This is a genomic window from Klebsiella sp. C283, from assembly GCF_048822555.1.
GTDB classification, from domain to species: Bacteria; Pseudomonadota; Gammaproteobacteria; order Enterobacterales; family Enterobacteriaceae; genus Klebsiella; species Klebsiella quasipneumoniae.
Genome location: NZ_JBMEZS010000003.1, coordinates 393,766 through 409,467, shown reverse-complemented (window position 1 = coordinate 409,467; position 15,702 = coordinate 393,766). Strand labels below are relative to the sequence as shown.

Here is a 15,702-nt window from a genome sequence, read left to right as displayed (position 1 = left end):
AGAAATGTGCCGCAGGTAATAGTTCTTTCATATACCCGCCATCGCGCCCTTGCCTGAGGCGGCATAAATGCAACAATGCAGAAACATTATTATTACAGGAGAACGGCGAATGATGACCACGGCTGAGGGGGGGCTGGCCTACCAGCGCTGGCTGGCGACGATCAATCAGGTCTGCGGCCATTTCGCCGCCCGGCCGCTGGAGGGACGCTTTCACGGCGAGATTGACGCCCGCTACGCCGGCAGTCTCAAAGTCAGCACGGTCACCGCCGCCGGCGTCAATCTCTACCGCACGCGCAATGAGATCAAACGCGATAACGACGCCTGGTTCTATACCGTGTTTCAGCTCGCCGGCGAAGCGGTGATCGAACAGGACGATCGCCAGGTGACCCTGGCGGCGGGGGATATCACGCTGATCGACGCCGCCCGCCCGTGCTCTATCGTCTGGCAGCAGACCTCGCGTCAGGCTTCGCTGTTGCTGCCGCGCCAGCGGGTGGCGCCGACGGGCGAGATCGCCACCGCCTGCCGGCTGGACAAGTCTCTGCCGATGGTGCAGCTCAGTCAGCGCCTGCTGCTGGAGAGTATGGGCGGCACGACGCTCTCCGCCAGCGAGAGTGAGGCGGCGCTGGACGCGATCGCCTGCCTGTTGCGCCCGGTGCTGCGCCAGCGCGAGCCGATCCCGTCCCGGCGGGACCAGCAGTTTCAGAAGATCATTGCGTTAATCGACGCGTCCATTCAGTCGGAACACCTGAGGCCGGAGTGGCTGGCCAGCGAGACGGGAATGTCGGTGCGCAGCCTCTACCGGCTGTTTGCCGACAAAGGGCTGGTAGTGGCGCAGTATATTAAGAACCGGCGGCTGGATCTGTGCGCCCGGGCGTTACAGAACGTCCATGACGACGAAAAGCTGGCGGGGATCGGCTACCGCTGGGGCTTCAGCGACCACAGCCATTTCTCCACCGCCTTTAAGCAGCGCTTCGGCGTCTCGCCGGGCGAATACCGTAAGCGCTGCCGCTAACTATTTGCGCAGCCACTGGCCGTTCAGCCCCTGGACGTATTCCCCGGGCTGAGCGCGGGCCACCAGCTTCTGTCCGGCCATTTTCGCTACCTCATCCACCGGCAGATTGTTGTCATCCGCCAGCTGCTGGTAGCTTTCACTGCGCGCGGCGTTAATCTGCCTCACCAGCGCCAGCGTCTCTTTATCCTGACGCAGCGGCGCCAGATAGCCGTTCAGCGTCTCCCCCACCCGCCCCTGCTGGCGCGCTTCGTTCAGGGTCAACGCCAGCGCGGGCGCGCTGAGCAGAGTCAGCGCCAGCGCCGCGGTTAACAGTCGTTTTCTCATCGTCGCCTCAGAACAAATCGCTGCGGGATTTCAGCAGGTTTTCCACATCCTTATCGACCTTGATATGGATCTCATGCTCAATTTTGACATTCATATTGATGGTGATGGGCTCTTTCGACGCCGCAATTTCGATACGCGGCGTACAGCCGGCGAGCAGCATCGACGCCACTATGGCCAGTAACAGCTTCTTCATTTAGGTTCCTTACATGTCTTACCGTCCGTACAGCGCCGCACGGGCAGCGTGGCATTTTGCTCAAGCCACGCCTGTAAATTGTCGCCGAAGCGTAAACTGCGCCACAGATCGAAAATATTCTCCTCATGAGCGTAGTTTAAATGCACGGTACTGCTTTTCCCGTCCACCCGGCTGGTGCCGTTGATGGCGGCCTTAAGCGTCAGCACGCCCAGATTGTTGAGGTTAATCTGCGTCGATGAACGGGAGATCTCCATATAGCGCAGCCAGTTGATCGCCGCCCCGGCGGAGACGTTGTCCGCCACCAGCGCATCGGCGGTATCTTTGTCGAGCCGCAGCGTCATCGGTCCGTCATTACGCAACCAGCCGTCGTGGATAATCCATTGATTGTTCTCCAGCCACAGCGGCAGAGCGCCGCTCACTGCCCCGGACATGGCGAACTGCTTCACCTTGACCGCGCTGGTCAGTTCGCTGCTGGAGATGTGCTGCAGACGGATCAGCGCCGGGTCGCGCTGCGGCATGCGCAGCTGCAGCAGGGTCAGCTTGCCGCCTAACAGATCGACGCTGACGTCGCTAAGCTGCAGCGGATTGGCCTCGCTCCATGGCCAGGTGCCCTGCAGGTCCGCCGTCAGGTTGCGCGCGGTGACCTGGTTGACGATTTCGCCAATGCGCAGGGAGACCGGACGGCGGGTGCCCAGCTGCCAGTGGCCATCGCTGAAGCGGAACGGCAGAACGAAGTCGACGCCATTGATCTGGTTATCCGGCATCCAGGCGCTGCCGCCCTTCAGGACGCCATGACCGCCCGCCTCAAATCCCTGCCCGGCTGCCGCCGAGAAGGCCACCTGCGCATAGAGACTGCCTTCCCGCAGGTTCATCTTCCAGTCCGGCGGCACCAGCGGCTGGAATACCGTCAGCGACTGTTTAGGCCACCAGGCCTGGCCGCGCAGCCGTTCGCCATCCCAGCGCCCGGTCAACCGCACCGGGCCAATGGTATCGGCGTGCAGCGCGCCGGTGAACTGGAACCACGTCGGGTCCCGGCCGTCGAGAGCGAATTTCAGCGTCGACGCCGGGAGATAGCTGCCGCCGGAGAAGGTGGTTTTTGCCGCATCCAGCGACAGCGCGCCGGTCAGCCGCGGATGCTCAGCGTCGCGCAGCCAGCGAATCGGCTGCTCGAGGGCCAGACGCGGCGTGCTGACCCGCATCGTGCCGTACTCGAGCTTATCGAAGCCAGTGGAGAGGCTGCTCAGCGTAATGGCATTGTCCCGCCACTCACCGCTGCCCTTCACATCCCAGCGCGCCTGCATTGGCGTGAAATGCCCCTCGCCCCAGTAGCGCCACTGCCAGCGGCCGCTGTCGGGCAGAAAATCGTTCGCCAGGCCGTCCAGGTGCAACGTAAAGTCGCCCATCTGCTGCTCATGGGCGCGGAGGATCGCCTGCAGGCGGCCATCGACGCCCTGCTGGGTAACCTTCACCCCGGCCAGCGGCCAGCGGATTTCGTCAATGTTCAGCGCGTCGATCACCCGCCCGCGCGAACGCAGTAGCGCCCCGGGGTGAAACGCCAGCTGCGGGCTGACCAGCGACCCGCTGAGCTGAGCCGGCAGCGCGGCGTAAAAGATCATCTCCCCCAGCTTGGCCTCGCCGGTGAGCCGCAGCGGCAGGTCGCTGTTATCCATGCTTAACTTGCCCGGACCGATATTCAGCACCGCGTTGCCTTTGCCGGCATGCCCCTCGGTGAGCACATTTAAGCGGCCGCTGACAATCATCTGTTCCGTGCCCTGCTGCCAGTTACCGACCGACAGCGCCACGCGGCCGCTAAGCGGATACGCCTCGTAGCGGGTGCGCCAGCGGCCGTCGCTGATGGTGATCCGTTCCGGGGTGATTTCCCACGGCAGGTCGAGAATGGGCTCCACCTCGCCGCGCGGAGTGACCAGCAGCTGGCCGCGATTATGCTGCCACGCCAGCTCGGCATCGATCCATTCTGCGGTCTGCGGAAATTCGAAGGTGCCCTGCATCTGGCCATCGACCGGCAGGCCATCCGGCACCAGCGGCAGATGGAAGGTCCCCACCAGCTTCACCGGCGGCTGATCGTCAGTCAGCCGGGCGCTGAACTGGCTGACAGTGAGCGCCTGGCCGCGCAGGCGCGCCTGCAGGCTCAAATCATTCCCGGCGAAGCCGATATCCTGCTGCGCAGGCGTCAAGGACATCACCAGCCGCCCCTGCCATTTTTCCCACGGCGACAGCCGCAGGTTCTCAATGGTTAACCAGCTGTAGGGCAGCATTGATTGCCATTCGGCGAGGGTGCGAGGCGACCCCGGCGCGGGATCGCTGGCCGGCAGTTTGCTCAGGCAGGCGCTGTTGATCTCCAGCTGGTCAATATGCAACCGCCAGCGGCTGGGGCGCGAGAGACGGGCATCGGTCACCCGGGCGAGTTCACAGTCGCCCACCAGATAGCGCAGATCGGGGATCAGCAGGGCGGAGCGCGTAAGACGCGGGCTCTCCTGCAAAGCGATATGAGTCCCCACGGGCAGCCAGATGCCCGCCAGCGTCGGCACCCAGTGGGTCAGCGTCAATAGCAGGGTTAGCGGCAGTAACACCAGCGCTAACACCAGCGCGATGGCGGCTTTATATTTACCCTTCATGGGCAGTTAATATCCTGATTCAACATAAGTAAAAGCCGAAAGGCGCCCATTGTGACACGTTCGACCAGTGAGTGAAAGTTTGCGACCTGTTAAAGCATAGTTGCCAGCCGGTATCGCGGCGCGGCGATCGCTCGTCACTATTTAGCTTTTGTTTAAGCGCTACCTGCCACACTCCAGCCAGTTCGGTTTTGCTTGCGGGAGAGACAGTGTCGTTAATTATCTCGCTCACTGAGAGCGCACAGGGCCACTATCCATTGGTATTACTGATGGTTTTCCTGCTCACCTTCACTAAATCCTGCGCGCTGGTGTCGCTGGCGATCCCGGGCACCTCCGGCCTGCTGCTGCTGGGGACATTCGCGTCCGCCAGCCTCGGTCATTTCCTGTTAATGTGGTCCAGCGCCAGCCTCGGCGCCATCGGCGGATTCTGGCTCTCGTGGTGGTTAGGCGTTCGCTATCGTCACCGCCTCACCCAGTTGCGCTGGCTGACCGCCGAGCGGCTGGCCCGCAGCCGACTCTTTTTTCAGCGCCGCGGGCTGTGGGCGGTCTTTTTCAGTCGCTTCCTCTCTCCCCTGCGCGCCACCCTGCCCCTGGTCAGCGGCGCCAGCGGCCTGCCGCTGTGGTCGTTTCAGCTGGCTAACGTTACCTCCGGTCTGCTGTGGCCGTTTCTGCTGCTCTCCCCCGGCGCTTTAAGCCTGAGTTTGTGGTGAAAAAACTTTGTCTTTCAAAGAGATTCCGCAAATCCGCGATATGCTCTAGAATTAGGATAAGCACCTGCTATTTAAACTATTTTTTAATAATTGTACGATTATTTTAAATATGCTACCGTGACGTTATAATCACTGGAGAAAAGTCTTATGAAAATCGCGGTTTACAGTACGAAGCAGTACGATAAAAAGTACCTGCAGCACGTTAATGATACCTACGGCTTTGAACTGGAATTCTTCGACTTCCTGCTGACAGAGAAAACCGCCAAAACCGCCCACGGTTGCGAAGCGGTATGCATCTTCGTCAATGACGACGGCAGCCGTCCGGTGCTGGAGGAGCTGAAGGCCCACGGCGTGAAGTATATCGCCCTGCGCTGCGCCGGGTTTAACAACGTCGACCTCGAGGCGGCGAAAGCGCTTGGCCTGCGCGTCGTGCGCGTCCCGGCCTACTCGCCGGAAGCGGTCGCTGAACATGCGATCGGCATGATGATGTCGCTTAACCGCCGCATCCACCGCGCCTACCAGCGTACCCGTGATGCCAATTTCTCCCTCGAAGGCCTCACCGGTTTCACCATGTACGGCAAAACCGCCGGGGTGATCGGCACCGGGAAAATTGGCGTGGCGATGCTACGGATCCTTAAAGGCTTCGGCATGCGTCTGCTGGCTTTTGATCCGTACCCAAGCGCCGCCGCGCTGGAGCTGGGGGTGGAATATGTTGACCTGGCCACGCTGTACAAGGAGTCGGACGTGATCTCCCTGCACTGCCCGCTCACCGACGAAAACTACCATCTGCTCAATCGCGAGGCCTTCGATCAAATGAAGGACGGGGTGATGGTGATTAACACCAGCCGCGGCGCGCTGATCGATTCCCAGGCGGCCATCGATGCCCTGAAGCACCAGAAAATCGGCGCGCTGGGGCTGGACGTTTATGAGAACGAACGCGATCTGTTCTTCGAAGACAAATCCAACGACGTGATCCAGGACGACGTCTTCCGTCGCCTCTCCGCCTGCCACAACGTGCTGTTTACCGGCCATCAGGCGTTCCTCACCGCCGAGGCGCTGATCAGCATTTCGGAGACCACCCTGGGCAATCTGCAGCAGGTCGCCAACGGTGAAACCTGCCCGAACGCTATCGTCTGATTCCTTTCCCTTTTGTGCTCCTCTCCCCGGGGGAGCACATTCAGATAATCCCCACAGATCCCCGCTGCGATACCGTTACACTGGCTTTGTTTTATTAGTAATGTGAATGTTTTGGAGTAAAAATGAACAAATTTGCGGCATTACTGGCGGCAGGGTTGCTGCTGTCCGGCTGTGTCTATAACAGTAAGGTGTCCACCGGCGCGGAACAGCTACAGCATCATCGTTTCGTGTTGACCAGCGTCAACGGCCAGGCGGTGAACGCGGGCGACCGGCCGCTGGAGCTGAGCTTCGGCGAGAAGACGACTCTTACGGGCAATATGTATGTTTCGGGCAATATGTGCAACGGCTTCAGCGGGGAAGGTAAGGTGTCGGACGGCGAGCTGAAGGTTAAATCGCTGGCGATGACCCGGATGCTGTGCCACGATGCCCAGCTCAATACCCTTGACGCGACCATTGGTAAGATGCTGCGCGAGGGCGCGCAGGTCGATCTGACGGAAAACCAGTTGACGCTGGCGACCGCCGACCAGACGCTGGTCTATAAGCTCGCCGACCTGATGCACTAGCCGGCGTGGTGAACCCGCTGCGGGGCTGCCATTAATAGCCGCAGCTTCCGCCCGCCAGCGCCTGCTCGCTGCAGCGTTTACCGTTCGGCAACGCGCACATGCCAATCGCCGAACCATCGAGCTGACGAGCCACCGATAACGAGCCGCCTATCATGGCGCAGTTGGCCTGACCGGCGTCGCTCATCGCCGCCCGCATTCCTGGCGTGACGTGCGCTGCCGTGGCCTGCTGAACGGGTTCACTACTGCACGCCGACAGCAACAGCGCCGCACATCCCACTAATATCGCAGCTCGCATTTTCTCTCCCCTCGGAAACGTCTTAAAAAGCAAACCCAAGAATAATAGGCAGCGTGGCGCGCGGCGTCGAGAGGGGAAGTACGTATTTATGCGTCTCATTAACATTTTCTAGCAAATTTCTGCCTAAAGGTTGATCTCCCCCGGGTTCGCCACCGGACAATCGCTGGCCTTCACGCCCTGGAAAGCCACTTTCTCCGCGAACCGCGCAAAATATTGATCTGGTCACGGGTGGCCGCCGCATTGAGGACACAAATGCAAAAATGGCGGCATCAACGGTTTGCTAAACTACCTCTTATATAATTACAGGGCGCGTCGCGGTTTTACGCGTCCATTCTTTTGCGCAATGTAAGGGTGTCTTCCTATGATTACTATTGATGGTAATGGCGCGGTCGCTTCCGTCGCGTTTCGCACCAGTGAAGTTATCGCCATCTACCCGATCACGCCCAGTTCAACGATGGCGGAACAGGCCGACGCCTGGGCCGGCAATGGGCTGAAAAACGTCTGGGGCGATGTGCCCCGCGTGGTCGAAATGCAGTCGGAGGCAGGCGCCATTGGCGCCGTACATGGCGCGCTGCAGACCGGCGCCCTCTCCACCTCCTTTACCTCATCGCAGGGCCTGCTGCTGATGATCCCCACGCTGTACAAACTGGCCGGCCAGCTGATGCCGTTTGTCCTGCACGTCGCCGCCCGCACCGTCGCCACCCACGCGCTGTCGATTTTCGGCGACCATTCCGATGTGATGGCGGTCCGCCAGACCGGGTGCGCCATGCTGTGCGCCAGCAGCGTTCAGGAAGCGCAGGATTTCGCGCTGATCTCGCAAATCGCCACTCTGCAAAGCCGGGTGCCGTTTATTCATTTCTTTGATGGTTTCCGCACCTCGCACGAAATCAACAAAATCGCCCCGCTGGCGGATGACACGATTCGCACCCTGCTGCCGCAGGAAAAAATCGCTGAGCATCGCCAGCGCGCGCTCAATCCGGAACACCCGGTGATCCGCGGGACCTCGGCCAACCCTGACACCTACTTCCAGTCGCGGGAGGCCACCAACCCGTGGTACGACGCGGTTTATGATCATGTCGAGAAAGCGATGGACGACTTCTCCGCCGCCACCGGCCGCCAGTACAAACCGTTTGAGTTTTACGGCCATCCGCAGGCGGAGCGCGTCATCGTCATTATGGGCTCGGCCATCGGCACCTGCGAAGAGGTGGTCGATGAACTGCTGAGCCGCGGCGAGAAAGTCGGCGTACTGAAAGTGCGCCTCTATCGCCCATTCTCCGCCGCCCACCTGCTGGCAGCGCTGCCGGAGAGCGCCCGGGCGGTGGCGGTGCTGGATCGCACCAAAGAACCTGGCGCGCACGCGGAGCCGCTGTATCTCGACGTGATGACCGCCCTGGCGGAAGCCTTTAACCGCGGCGAGCGCGAGACGCTGCCGCGGACCATCGGCGGCCGCTACGGTCTCTCTTCCAAGGAGTTCGGTCCGGAATGCGTGCTGGCGATATTCCATGAGCTGCAGGCCGCCCAGCCGAAGCCGCGCTTTACCGTCGGCATCTATGACGACGTGACCAACCTGTCGCTACCGCTGGGCGAAAATACCCTGCCGGCAGAGGCCAAGCTCGAAGCGCTGTTCTACGGCCTCGGCAGCGACGGCAGCGTGTCGGCTACCAAAAACAATATCAAAATCATCGGCAACTCCACCCCGTGGTTCTCCCAGGGGTACTTTGTCTATGACTCGAAGAAGGCGGGCGGCCTGACCGTCTCCCATCTGCGGGTCAGCGAAAAGCCGATTCGTTCTTCGTATCTGATTTCGCAGGCCGATTTCGTTGGCTGCCACCAGCTGCAGTTTATCGATAAATACCAGATGGCCGAGCGGCTGAAGCCCGGCGGCATTTTCCTGCTCAACACGCCGTACAGCGCCGATGAAGTCTGGTCCCGCCTGCCGCAGGAAGTGCAGGCCACCCTGAATCAGAAAAAAGCGCGTTTTTACGTGGTCAACGCGGCGAAGATCGCCCGCGAATGTAGCCTCGGGGCGCGCATTAATACCGTGATGCAGATGGCCTTCTTCCATCTGACTCACATCCTGCCAGGCGACAGCGCGCTGGCGGAACTGCAGGCGGCCATCGCCAAAAGCTACAGCAGCAAAGGCCAGGAGCTGGTGGAACGTAACTGGCAGGCGCTGGCCCTGGCCCGCGAGTCCCTGGCGGAAGTGCCGCTGCAGCCGGTGAATGCCAGCAGTCCGAACCGCCCGCCGGTGGTCTCCGACGCCGCGCCGGATTTCGTCAAAACGGTCACCGCCGCCATGCTGGCCGGCCTCGGCGATGCGCTGCCGGTCTCCGCCCTGCCGCCGGACGGCACCTGGCCCATGGGCACCACCCGCTGGGAGAAACGCAACATCGCCGAAGAGATCCCGATCTGGAAGGAGCGCTCTGCACCCAGTGTAACCACTGCGTTGCCGCCTGCCCGCACTCGGCAATCCGCGCCAAAGTGGTCGCGCCGGAGGACATGGAGAACGCCCCTGCCAGTCTGCACTCGCTGGACGTTAAATCCCGCGATATGCGCGGGCAGAAATACGTTCTGCAGGTCGCCCCGGAAGACTGCACCGGCTGCAACCTGTGCGTGGAAGTGTGCCCGGCAAAAGATCGCCAGAACCCGGAGATCAAGGCCATCAATATGATGTCGCGCCTGGAGCATGTGGAAGAGGAGAAAGTGAATTACGATTACTTCCTCAACCTGCCGGAAATCGACCGCAGCAAACTGGAGCGTATTGATATACGCACTTCGCAGCTGATCAGCCCGCTGTTTGAATACTCCGGCGCCTGCTCCGGCTGTGGAGAAACGCCGTATATCAAACTGCTGACCCAGCTGTATGGCGACCGGATGCTGATTGCCAATGCCACCGGCTGCTCATCCATTTACGGCGGCAACCTGCCCTCGACCCCGTACACGACCGACGCCAACGGCCGCGGCCCGGCGTGGGCCAACTCGCTGTTTGAGGATAACGCTGAATTCGGGCTCGGCTTCCGCTTAACCGTCGACCAGCATCGCCAGCGCGTGATGCGCCTGCTGAGCGAATTCGCCGACCAGCTGCCGGCAGAGTTGAACGCGGCGCTGCATGCCGAGGCGACGCCGGAAGCGCGCCGCGAACAGGTGGCAGCCCTGCGTCAGGCGCTGGCCGGCGTGCAAGGCGCTGAAGAGCTGCTGACCGATGCCGACGCGCTGGTGGAGAAATCCGTCTGGCTGATCGGCGGCGACGGCTGGGCCTACGATATCGGCTTCGGCGGTCTGGACCATGTGCTGAGCCTGACGGAAAATGTCAACATTCTGGTGCTGGATACCCAGTGTTACTCCAACACCGGCGGCCAGGCGTCAAAAGCCACCCCGCTGGGGGCGGTCACTAAGTTTGGTGAGCACGGTAAACGCAAGGCGCGCAAAGATCTTGGCGTCAGCATGATGATGTACGGTCATGTCTATGTGGCGCAGATATCGCTGGGCGCGCAGCTGAACCAGACGGTGAAAGCGATTCAGGAAGCGGAAGCCTATCCGGGGCCGTCGCTGATCATCGCCTACAGTCCTTGCGAAGAGCATGGCTACGATCTGGCGCTCAGCCACGATCAGATGCGTCAGCTGACCGCTACCGGCTTCTGGCCGCTCTACCGCTTCGACCCGCGTCGGGCGGAAGAAGGCAAGATCCCACTGGCGCTGGACTCCCGCCCACCGTCAGACGCCCTGGCTGAGACGCTGCTCAATGAGCAACGCTTCCGTCGCCTGAATGCGCAGCAGCCGGAAGTGGCGGAGCAACTGTGGAAAGACGCTGCCGCCGACCTGCAGAAGCGCTACGACTTCCTCGCCCAGCTGGCGGGCAAAGCGGAGAAATCACCGAGCGAGAGCTAAGGTTATTTTTCCTCCCGCAGTCATAAAAAAAGCCCGAACATAAAGTTCGGGCTTGTCGTTTTACCGATAAACAAAATCATTCCGCAGAATGAGACGGCAAATAAAATTGCTTGGCATGACAATAAAGGCATATAACGCGCGAATAATACGCGATCAAACTGAATATGTATAATTTTTATTTTGTATATTATTCGCAGATATATTCACCATAATTATCACCATTACTTCAGACGTATTTTATTTAGATTTTACTTATATCGTAACAATTGAGTCTTACCATATCTCAGACCGCTCCTTTAGCATGAGTTCACTTCCTTCCCGGAAGCTAGAACATAAAAACAGTTAAAGGAATTTCTTCATGAAAAGAAAAGTACTGGCCCTCGTTATTCCGGCTTTATTAGCCGCTGGCGCTGCGCACGCGGCGGAAATTTATAATAAAGACGGAAATAAATTAGATGTCTATGGCAAGGTAGACGGTCTGCACTATTTCTCCAGCGACTCGAAAAAAGACGGCGACCAAACTTACGTTCGCTTTGGCTTTAAAGGCGAAACCCAGATCAACGATATGCTCACCGGTTACGGCCAGTGGGAATACAACGTTCAGGCCAACAATACCGAAAGCGCCGGCGATCAGGCGTGGACCCGTCTGGCCTTCGCCGGTATCAAAGTGGGCGATTACGGTTCTTTCGACTACGGTCGTAACTACGGCGTGCTGTACGACGTCGAAGGCTGGACCGATATGCTGCCGGAGTTCGGCGGCGACTCTTACACCTATGCGGATAACTTTATGGCAGGCCGCGCCAACGGCGTCGCGACCTACCGCAACAGCGATTTCTTCGGTCTGGTAGATGGTCTGAACTTCGCCCTGCAGTATCAGGGTAAAAACGAAGGCCAGAACGCCCAGGATATCAACGTCGGCACCAATAACCGCAGCAGCGACAGCGATGTTCGCTTTGACAACGGCGACGGTTTCGGTCTCTCCACCTCCTATAACTTCGGCATGGGCATCAGCGCGGCTGCGGCCTATACCTCTTCTGACCGTACCAACGATCAGATGACCCAGACCAACGCCCGCGGCGATAAAGCCGAAGCCTGGACTGCCGGCCTGAAGTACGACGCCAACGATATCTACCTGGCGACCATGTACTCTGAAACCCGCAATATGACCCCGTACGGCAATGACGGCGTGGCCAACAAGACGCAAAACTTCGAAGTCACTGCTCAGTATCAGTTCGACTTCGGTCTGCGTCCGGCTATCTCCTACCTGCAGTCCAAAGGCAAAGATCTCTATAATACCGGCAGCTACGCCGATAAAGATCTGGTCAAATATATGGACGTCGGCGCCACCTATTACTTCAACCGTAATATGTCCACCTACGTTGATTACAAAATCAACCTGCTGGATGACAACGACAGCTTCTACAAAGACAACGGTATTTCTACCGACAACATCGTCGCGCTGGGCCTGGTTTACCAGTTCTGATGCGCCAGCCCGCCGGTTCCGGCGGGCTTTATCTCTCTTTGCATCGCAGCAGCTAAAACAAAACAATATATCCCACAGCTTAAAATAGCCGTCCTTTTAGTGATATAGTCGTGCTCAGTCAGTGCCTGCCCGAGGACGTCCATCATGCATCATCACCCGGTAAAATCTTCCCGAATTATCTCTGTCGCCTATGATGACGCCTCCGCCACGCTGGAAATCTGTTTTTATCACCAGCCGCCGTTGCAATATACCGGGGTTCCACCGCGTATTTTTCGTGACTTTTTACAGGTGGTGTCAAAAGGCCGATTTTATGACGGCGTGATAAAGGGAAAATTCCCCGAACGCAAGCCACGTTAATGTCAAAGTGTGACTGCGGTCATGATACAAAACGTGCCATAATGCCGTACAATATGAGGGGATACTTAAACAGGAGGTTTTATGAGCAGAATGATTCTTGTCCCCATCGATATCTCTGATAAAGAATTTACTGAACGCATTATCAGTCACGTTGAATCGGAAGCGCGGATTGACGACGCTGAGGTCCATTTCCTCTCCGTTATCCCTTCCCTGCCTTATTATGCCTCACTGGGAATGGCCTATACCGCCGAACTGCCTGGTATGGATGAGCTGCGCGAAGGGACGGAAACGCAGCTTAAAGAGCTCGCGAAGCAGTTCTCTATCCCGGAAGATCGGAAACATTTTCACGTTGCCGAAGGATCGCCGAAGGATAAGATCCTGGCCCTCGCCAGGTCGCTACCCGCCGACCTGGTGATCATCGCTTCGCACCGGCCGGATATTACCACCTATCTGCTGGGCTCCAACGCCGCCGCGGTGGTCCGCCACGCCGAGTGCTCGGTGCTGGTCGTTCGCTAACGCCTCAGCCCGCCGCCCGGCGGGCTTTTTATTTTTACTTCTGCCCCTGCCCGCAGCGGAAAGTGCCGGAAAGATGCTGACATTCCGCCCCTGAATCCGTACCATACACGCCACGGTTGTCTGTCAGACCTCATTAATTGCTACGCGCCAGCGCCACGTTGTCCAGCGGCTGGCAGAACGCGTGCTCTTCTGATGCCACACTATGAATTGAGCCACTATTACATGCTGCAAAATCAAGAAATCAGTAAAAAAGAAAAATACAACATCGATAAGCTGCAGAAACGTCTGCGCCGCAACGTCGGTGAGGCGATCGCCGACTTCAATATGATTGAAGAAGGCGACCGCATTATGGTTTGTCTGTCAGGCGGCAAGGACAGCTATACCATGCTGGAGATCCTGCGTAACCTGCAGAAAAGCGCGCCCATCTCCTTCTCGCTGGTGGCGGTGAACCTCGACCAGAAACAGCCCGGGTTCCCGGAGCATATTCTGCCGGCTTATCTTGAGCAGCTGGGAGTTGAATACAAGATTGTCGAAGAGAATACCTACGGCATCGTCAAAGAGAAGATCCCGGAAGGGAAAACCACCTGCTCGCTCTGCTCTCGCCTGCGTCGCGGCATTCTCTACCGTACCGCCAGCGAACTCGGCGCCACCAAGATTGCCCTCGGCCATCATCGCGACGACATCCTGCAGACGCTGTTCCTGAATATGTTCTACGGCGGCAAAATGAAAGGAATGCCGCCGAAGCTGATGAGTGATGACGGCAAACACATCGTCATCCGCCCGCTGGCCTACTGCCGTGAAAAGGACATCGAGCGCTTCTCCCAGGCCAAGGGCTTCCCGATCATTCCATGCAACCTGTGCGGGTCGCAGCCTAACCTGCAGCGCCAGGTGATCGCCGATATGCTTCGCGACTGGGATAAGCGTTATCCGGGACGCATTGAAACCATGTTTAGCGCGATGCAGAACGTGGTGCCTTCGCACCTGAGCGACGTTAATCTGTTTGATTTTAAAGGCATCACCCACGGTTCTGAGGTGGTGGACGGCGGCGATCTGGCGTTTGACCGGGAAGAGATTCCCCTGCAGCCTGCCGGCTGGCAGCCGGAGGAAGAGGACGCCCGGTTAGATGAGCTGCGTCTGAACGTAGTGGAAGTGAAGTAACCCGAAAGCGTCTCAGGCCGCCGCCTGAGACGCGCTATTCTGCCCTTACTTCAGCAGTCGTACGCGGCAGGCTTTGCCTTTGATCTTACCGTTTTGTAACTGCTTATACGCTTTCTGCGCCATATTCTGGCGGATCGCTACATAGACGTGGGCCGGGTGGACGGTAATTTTGCCGATATCGGCGCCATCAAACCCCATATCTCCGGTCAACGCCCCCAGCACATCCCCCGGGCGCATTTTCGCCTTTTTTCCGCCGTCGATGCACAGCGTCGCCATCTCCGCCGTCAGCGGCGTGATAGCGTTGCCCGTCGGCGCCGGCAGCCAGTTAAGGGATAATTGCAGCATGTCGGCCAGAATGGTGGCGCGCTGCGCCTCTTCCGGCGCGCAGAAGCTGATAGCCAGGCCTTGTTCGCCGGCGCGGGCGGTGCGGCCGATGCGGTGAACATGCACCTCCGGATCCCAGGCCAGCTCGAAGTTCACCACCAGCGCGAGAGATTTGATGTCCAGGCCGCGGGCGGCGACGTCGGTCGCCACCAGAACCCGGACACTGCCGTTCGCGAAGCGCACCAGCGTTTGATCGCGGTCGCGCTGCTCGAGGTCACCGTGCAGCGATAATGCGCTCTGCCCGGCGGCGTTGAGCGCATCGCAGACCGCCTGGCAATCGCGCTTGGTATTGCAGAACACCACGCAGGACGCCGGCTGATGCTGGCTGAGCAGACGCTGGAGCAGCGCAATCTTGCCGTGGCGGGAAACTTCAAAGAACTGCTGTTCGATAGCCGGTAACGCATCGACGCTGTCAATCTCAATCGTTTCCGGATGACGCTGCACCCGGCCGCTGATCGCCGCGATCGCCGCAGGCCAGGTGGCGGAAAACAGCAGCGTCTGCCGGTCAGCCGGCGCGAAGCGGATCACCTCGTCGATGGCGTCGCTGAAGCCCATATCGAGCATGCGGTCCGCTTCATCCATCACCAGGGTCTGCAGCGCGTCGAGAGAAACCGTCCCCTTCTGCAGATGATCGAGCAGACGGCCCGGGGTGGCGACGATAATATGCGGGGCGTGCTGCAGTGAATCGCGCTGAGCGCCAAACGGCTGCCCGCCGCAGAGCATCAAAATCTTGATGTTCGGCAGGCAGCGCGCCAGACGGCGCAGCTCGCCGGCAACCTGATCGGCCAGTTCGCGGGTCGGACACAGCACCAGCGACTGGGTCTCAAAGCGCGACGGATCGATATGCTGCAGCAGGCCCAGCCCGAAGGCGGCCGTTTTTCCGCTGCCGGTTTTTGCCTGCACGCGCACATCTTTCCCCGCGAGGATCGCCGGCAGGGCGGCGGCCTGAACCGGCGTCATCGACAGATAACCCAGCTCGTTAAGGTTGGCTAATTGGGCGGCAGGTAAAACAGTCAGGGTAGAAAAAGCGGTCACAATGTATTCTCGTA

At 59.3% G+C, this 15,702-nt stretch carries 14 protein-coding genes and 1 pseudogene; 9 read left to right on the top strand and 6 right to left on the bottom strand.

Annotation, left to right across the window (positions count from 1 at the left end; translation table 11 throughout):
- Positions 1 to 109: 109 nt before the first annotated feature.
- Entirely contained in the window at positions 110 to 1,012 is a 903-nt protein-coding gene (feaR, locus tag ACOI7Z_RS07690; RefSeq protein WP_087849844.1) for a transcriptional regulator FeaR, read from the top strand.
- Here feaR and ACOI7Z_RS07685 read toward each other — a convergent pair whose 3' ends face one another.
- Genes ACOI7Z_RS07685 through ACOI7Z_RS07675 form a run of 3 tightly spaced genes read right to left on the bottom strand, consistent with a single transcriptional unit; the run spans position 1,013 to position 4,165 of the window.
- Positions 1,013 to 1,336: a YdbL family protein gene (locus tag ACOI7Z_RS07685; protein WP_087849843.1), complete on the bottom strand. Its 324-nt coding sequence runs from the start codon at positions 1,334 to 1,336 to the stop codon at positions 1,013 to 1,015.
- A 7-nt stretch (positions 1,337 to 1,343) separates the two neighbouring features.
- Complete coding sequence (locus tag ACOI7Z_RS07680; protein WP_004204017.1) at positions 1,344 to 1,529, bottom strand: YnbE family lipoprotein; 186 nt, start codon at positions 1,527 to 1,529, stop codon at positions 1,344 to 1,346.
- Positions 1,526 to 4,165 (bottom strand): YdbH family protein, encoded by a 2,640-nt coding sequence (locus ACOI7Z_RS07675; protein WP_087849842.1) that lies wholly within the window; start codon positions 4,163 to 4,165, stop codon positions 1,526 to 1,528. Before ACOI7Z_RS07675 ends, ACOI7Z_RS07680 begins: the two co-directional genes overlap by 4 nt.
- A gap of 206 nt (positions 4,166 to 4,371) precedes the next feature.
- Here ACOI7Z_RS07675 and ACOI7Z_RS07670 point away from each other — a divergent pair, with 206 nt between their 5' ends.
- The 3 genes from ACOI7Z_RS07670 to hslJ all read left to right on the top strand — a co-directional run bounded on the left by ACOI7Z_RS07670 (position 4,372) and on the right by hslJ (position 6,572).
- The gene (locus ACOI7Z_RS07670; protein WP_087849841.1) at positions 4,372 to 4,872 is read left to right on the top strand and encodes a DedA family protein; all 501 of its coding nucleotides are present in this window, start codon (positions 4,372 to 4,374) and stop codon (positions 4,870 to 4,872) included.
- Positions 4,873 to 5,019: 147 nt separating this feature from the next.
- A complete protein-coding gene (locus ACOI7Z_RS07665; RefSeq protein WP_032452619.1) occupies positions 5,020 to 6,009 on the top strand; it encodes a 2-hydroxyacid dehydrogenase in 990 nt (329 codons plus the stop codon).
- 122 nt (positions 6,010 to 6,131) lie between these two features.
- Positions 6,132 to 6,572, top strand: a complete 441-nt coding sequence (gene hslJ / locus ACOI7Z_RS07660) for a heat shock protein HslJ (RefSeq protein ID WP_087849840.1) — start codon at positions 6,132 to 6,134, stop codon at positions 6,570 to 6,572.
- Between the two features lie 31 nt (positions 6,573 to 6,603).
- Here hslJ and ACOI7Z_RS07655 read toward each other — a convergent pair whose 3' ends face one another.
- Positions 6,604 to 6,867: a DUF333 domain-containing protein gene (locus ACOI7Z_RS07655; protein WP_008805145.1), complete on the bottom strand. Its 264-nt coding sequence runs from the start codon at positions 6,865 to 6,867 to the stop codon at positions 6,604 to 6,606.
- 361 nt (positions 6,868 to 7,228) lie between these two features.
- Here ACOI7Z_RS07655 and nifJ point away from each other — a divergent pair.
- Positions 7,229 to 10,755 (top strand): annotated as a pseudogene (gene nifJ, locus ACOI7Z_RS07650) (pyruvate:ferredoxin (flavodoxin) oxidoreductase).
- A 358-nt stretch (positions 10,756 to 11,113) separates the two neighbouring features.
- Positions 11,114 to 12,238 (top strand): porin OmpK37, encoded by a 1,125-nt coding sequence (gene ompK37 / locus ACOI7Z_RS07645; RefSeq protein ID WP_044522574.1) that lies wholly within the window; start codon positions 11,114 to 11,116, stop codon positions 12,236 to 12,238.
- On the opposite strand, the gene ACOI7Z_RS07640 is transcribed toward ompK37, so the two are convergent.
- Positions 12,226 to 12,384 carry a hypothetical protein gene (locus ACOI7Z_RS07640; RefSeq protein ID WP_158240102.1) on the bottom strand — a complete coding sequence of 53 codons (159 nt, stop codon included), beginning with the start codon at positions 12,382 to 12,384 and terminating at the stop codon, positions 12,226 to 12,228. The genes ompK37 and ACOI7Z_RS07640 overlap by 13 nt on opposite strands.
- On the opposite strand from ACOI7Z_RS07640, the gene ACOI7Z_RS07635 reads away from it, so the two are divergent.
- From ACOI7Z_RS07635 to ttcA, 3 genes are all read left to right on the top strand, one after another.
- Complete coding sequence (locus ACOI7Z_RS07635; protein WP_023289427.1) at positions 12,383 to 12,595, top strand: KTSC domain-containing protein; 213 nt, start codon at positions 12,383 to 12,385, stop codon at positions 12,593 to 12,595. The two genes, ACOI7Z_RS07640 and ACOI7Z_RS07635, sit on opposite strands and share 2 nt — an antisense overlap.
- Before the next feature lie 81 nt (positions 12,596 to 12,676).
- Positions 12,677 to 13,111 carry a universal stress protein UspF gene (uspF, locus tag ACOI7Z_RS07630; protein WP_023289426.1) on the top strand — a complete coding sequence of 145 codons (435 nt, stop codon included), beginning with the start codon at positions 12,677 to 12,679 and terminating at the stop codon, positions 13,109 to 13,111.
- Positions 13,112 to 13,333: 222 nt separating this feature from the next.
- Positions 13,334 to 14,269, top strand: coding sequence for a tRNA 2-thiocytidine(32) synthetase TtcA (gene ttcA / locus ACOI7Z_RS07625; RefSeq protein WP_048297383.1), 936 nt, complete (start codon positions 13,334 to 13,336; stop codon positions 14,267 to 14,269).
- Positions 14,270 to 14,314: 45 nt separating this feature from the next.
- Here the strand turns inward: ttcA and dbpA are convergent, their stop codons facing one another.
- Complete coding sequence (gene dbpA / locus ACOI7Z_RS07620) at positions 14,315 to 15,688, bottom strand: ATP-dependent RNA helicase DbpA (protein ID WP_044522571.1); 1,374 nt, start codon at positions 15,686 to 15,688, stop codon at positions 14,315 to 14,317.
- Positions 15,689 to 15,702 lie beyond the last annotated feature (14 nt).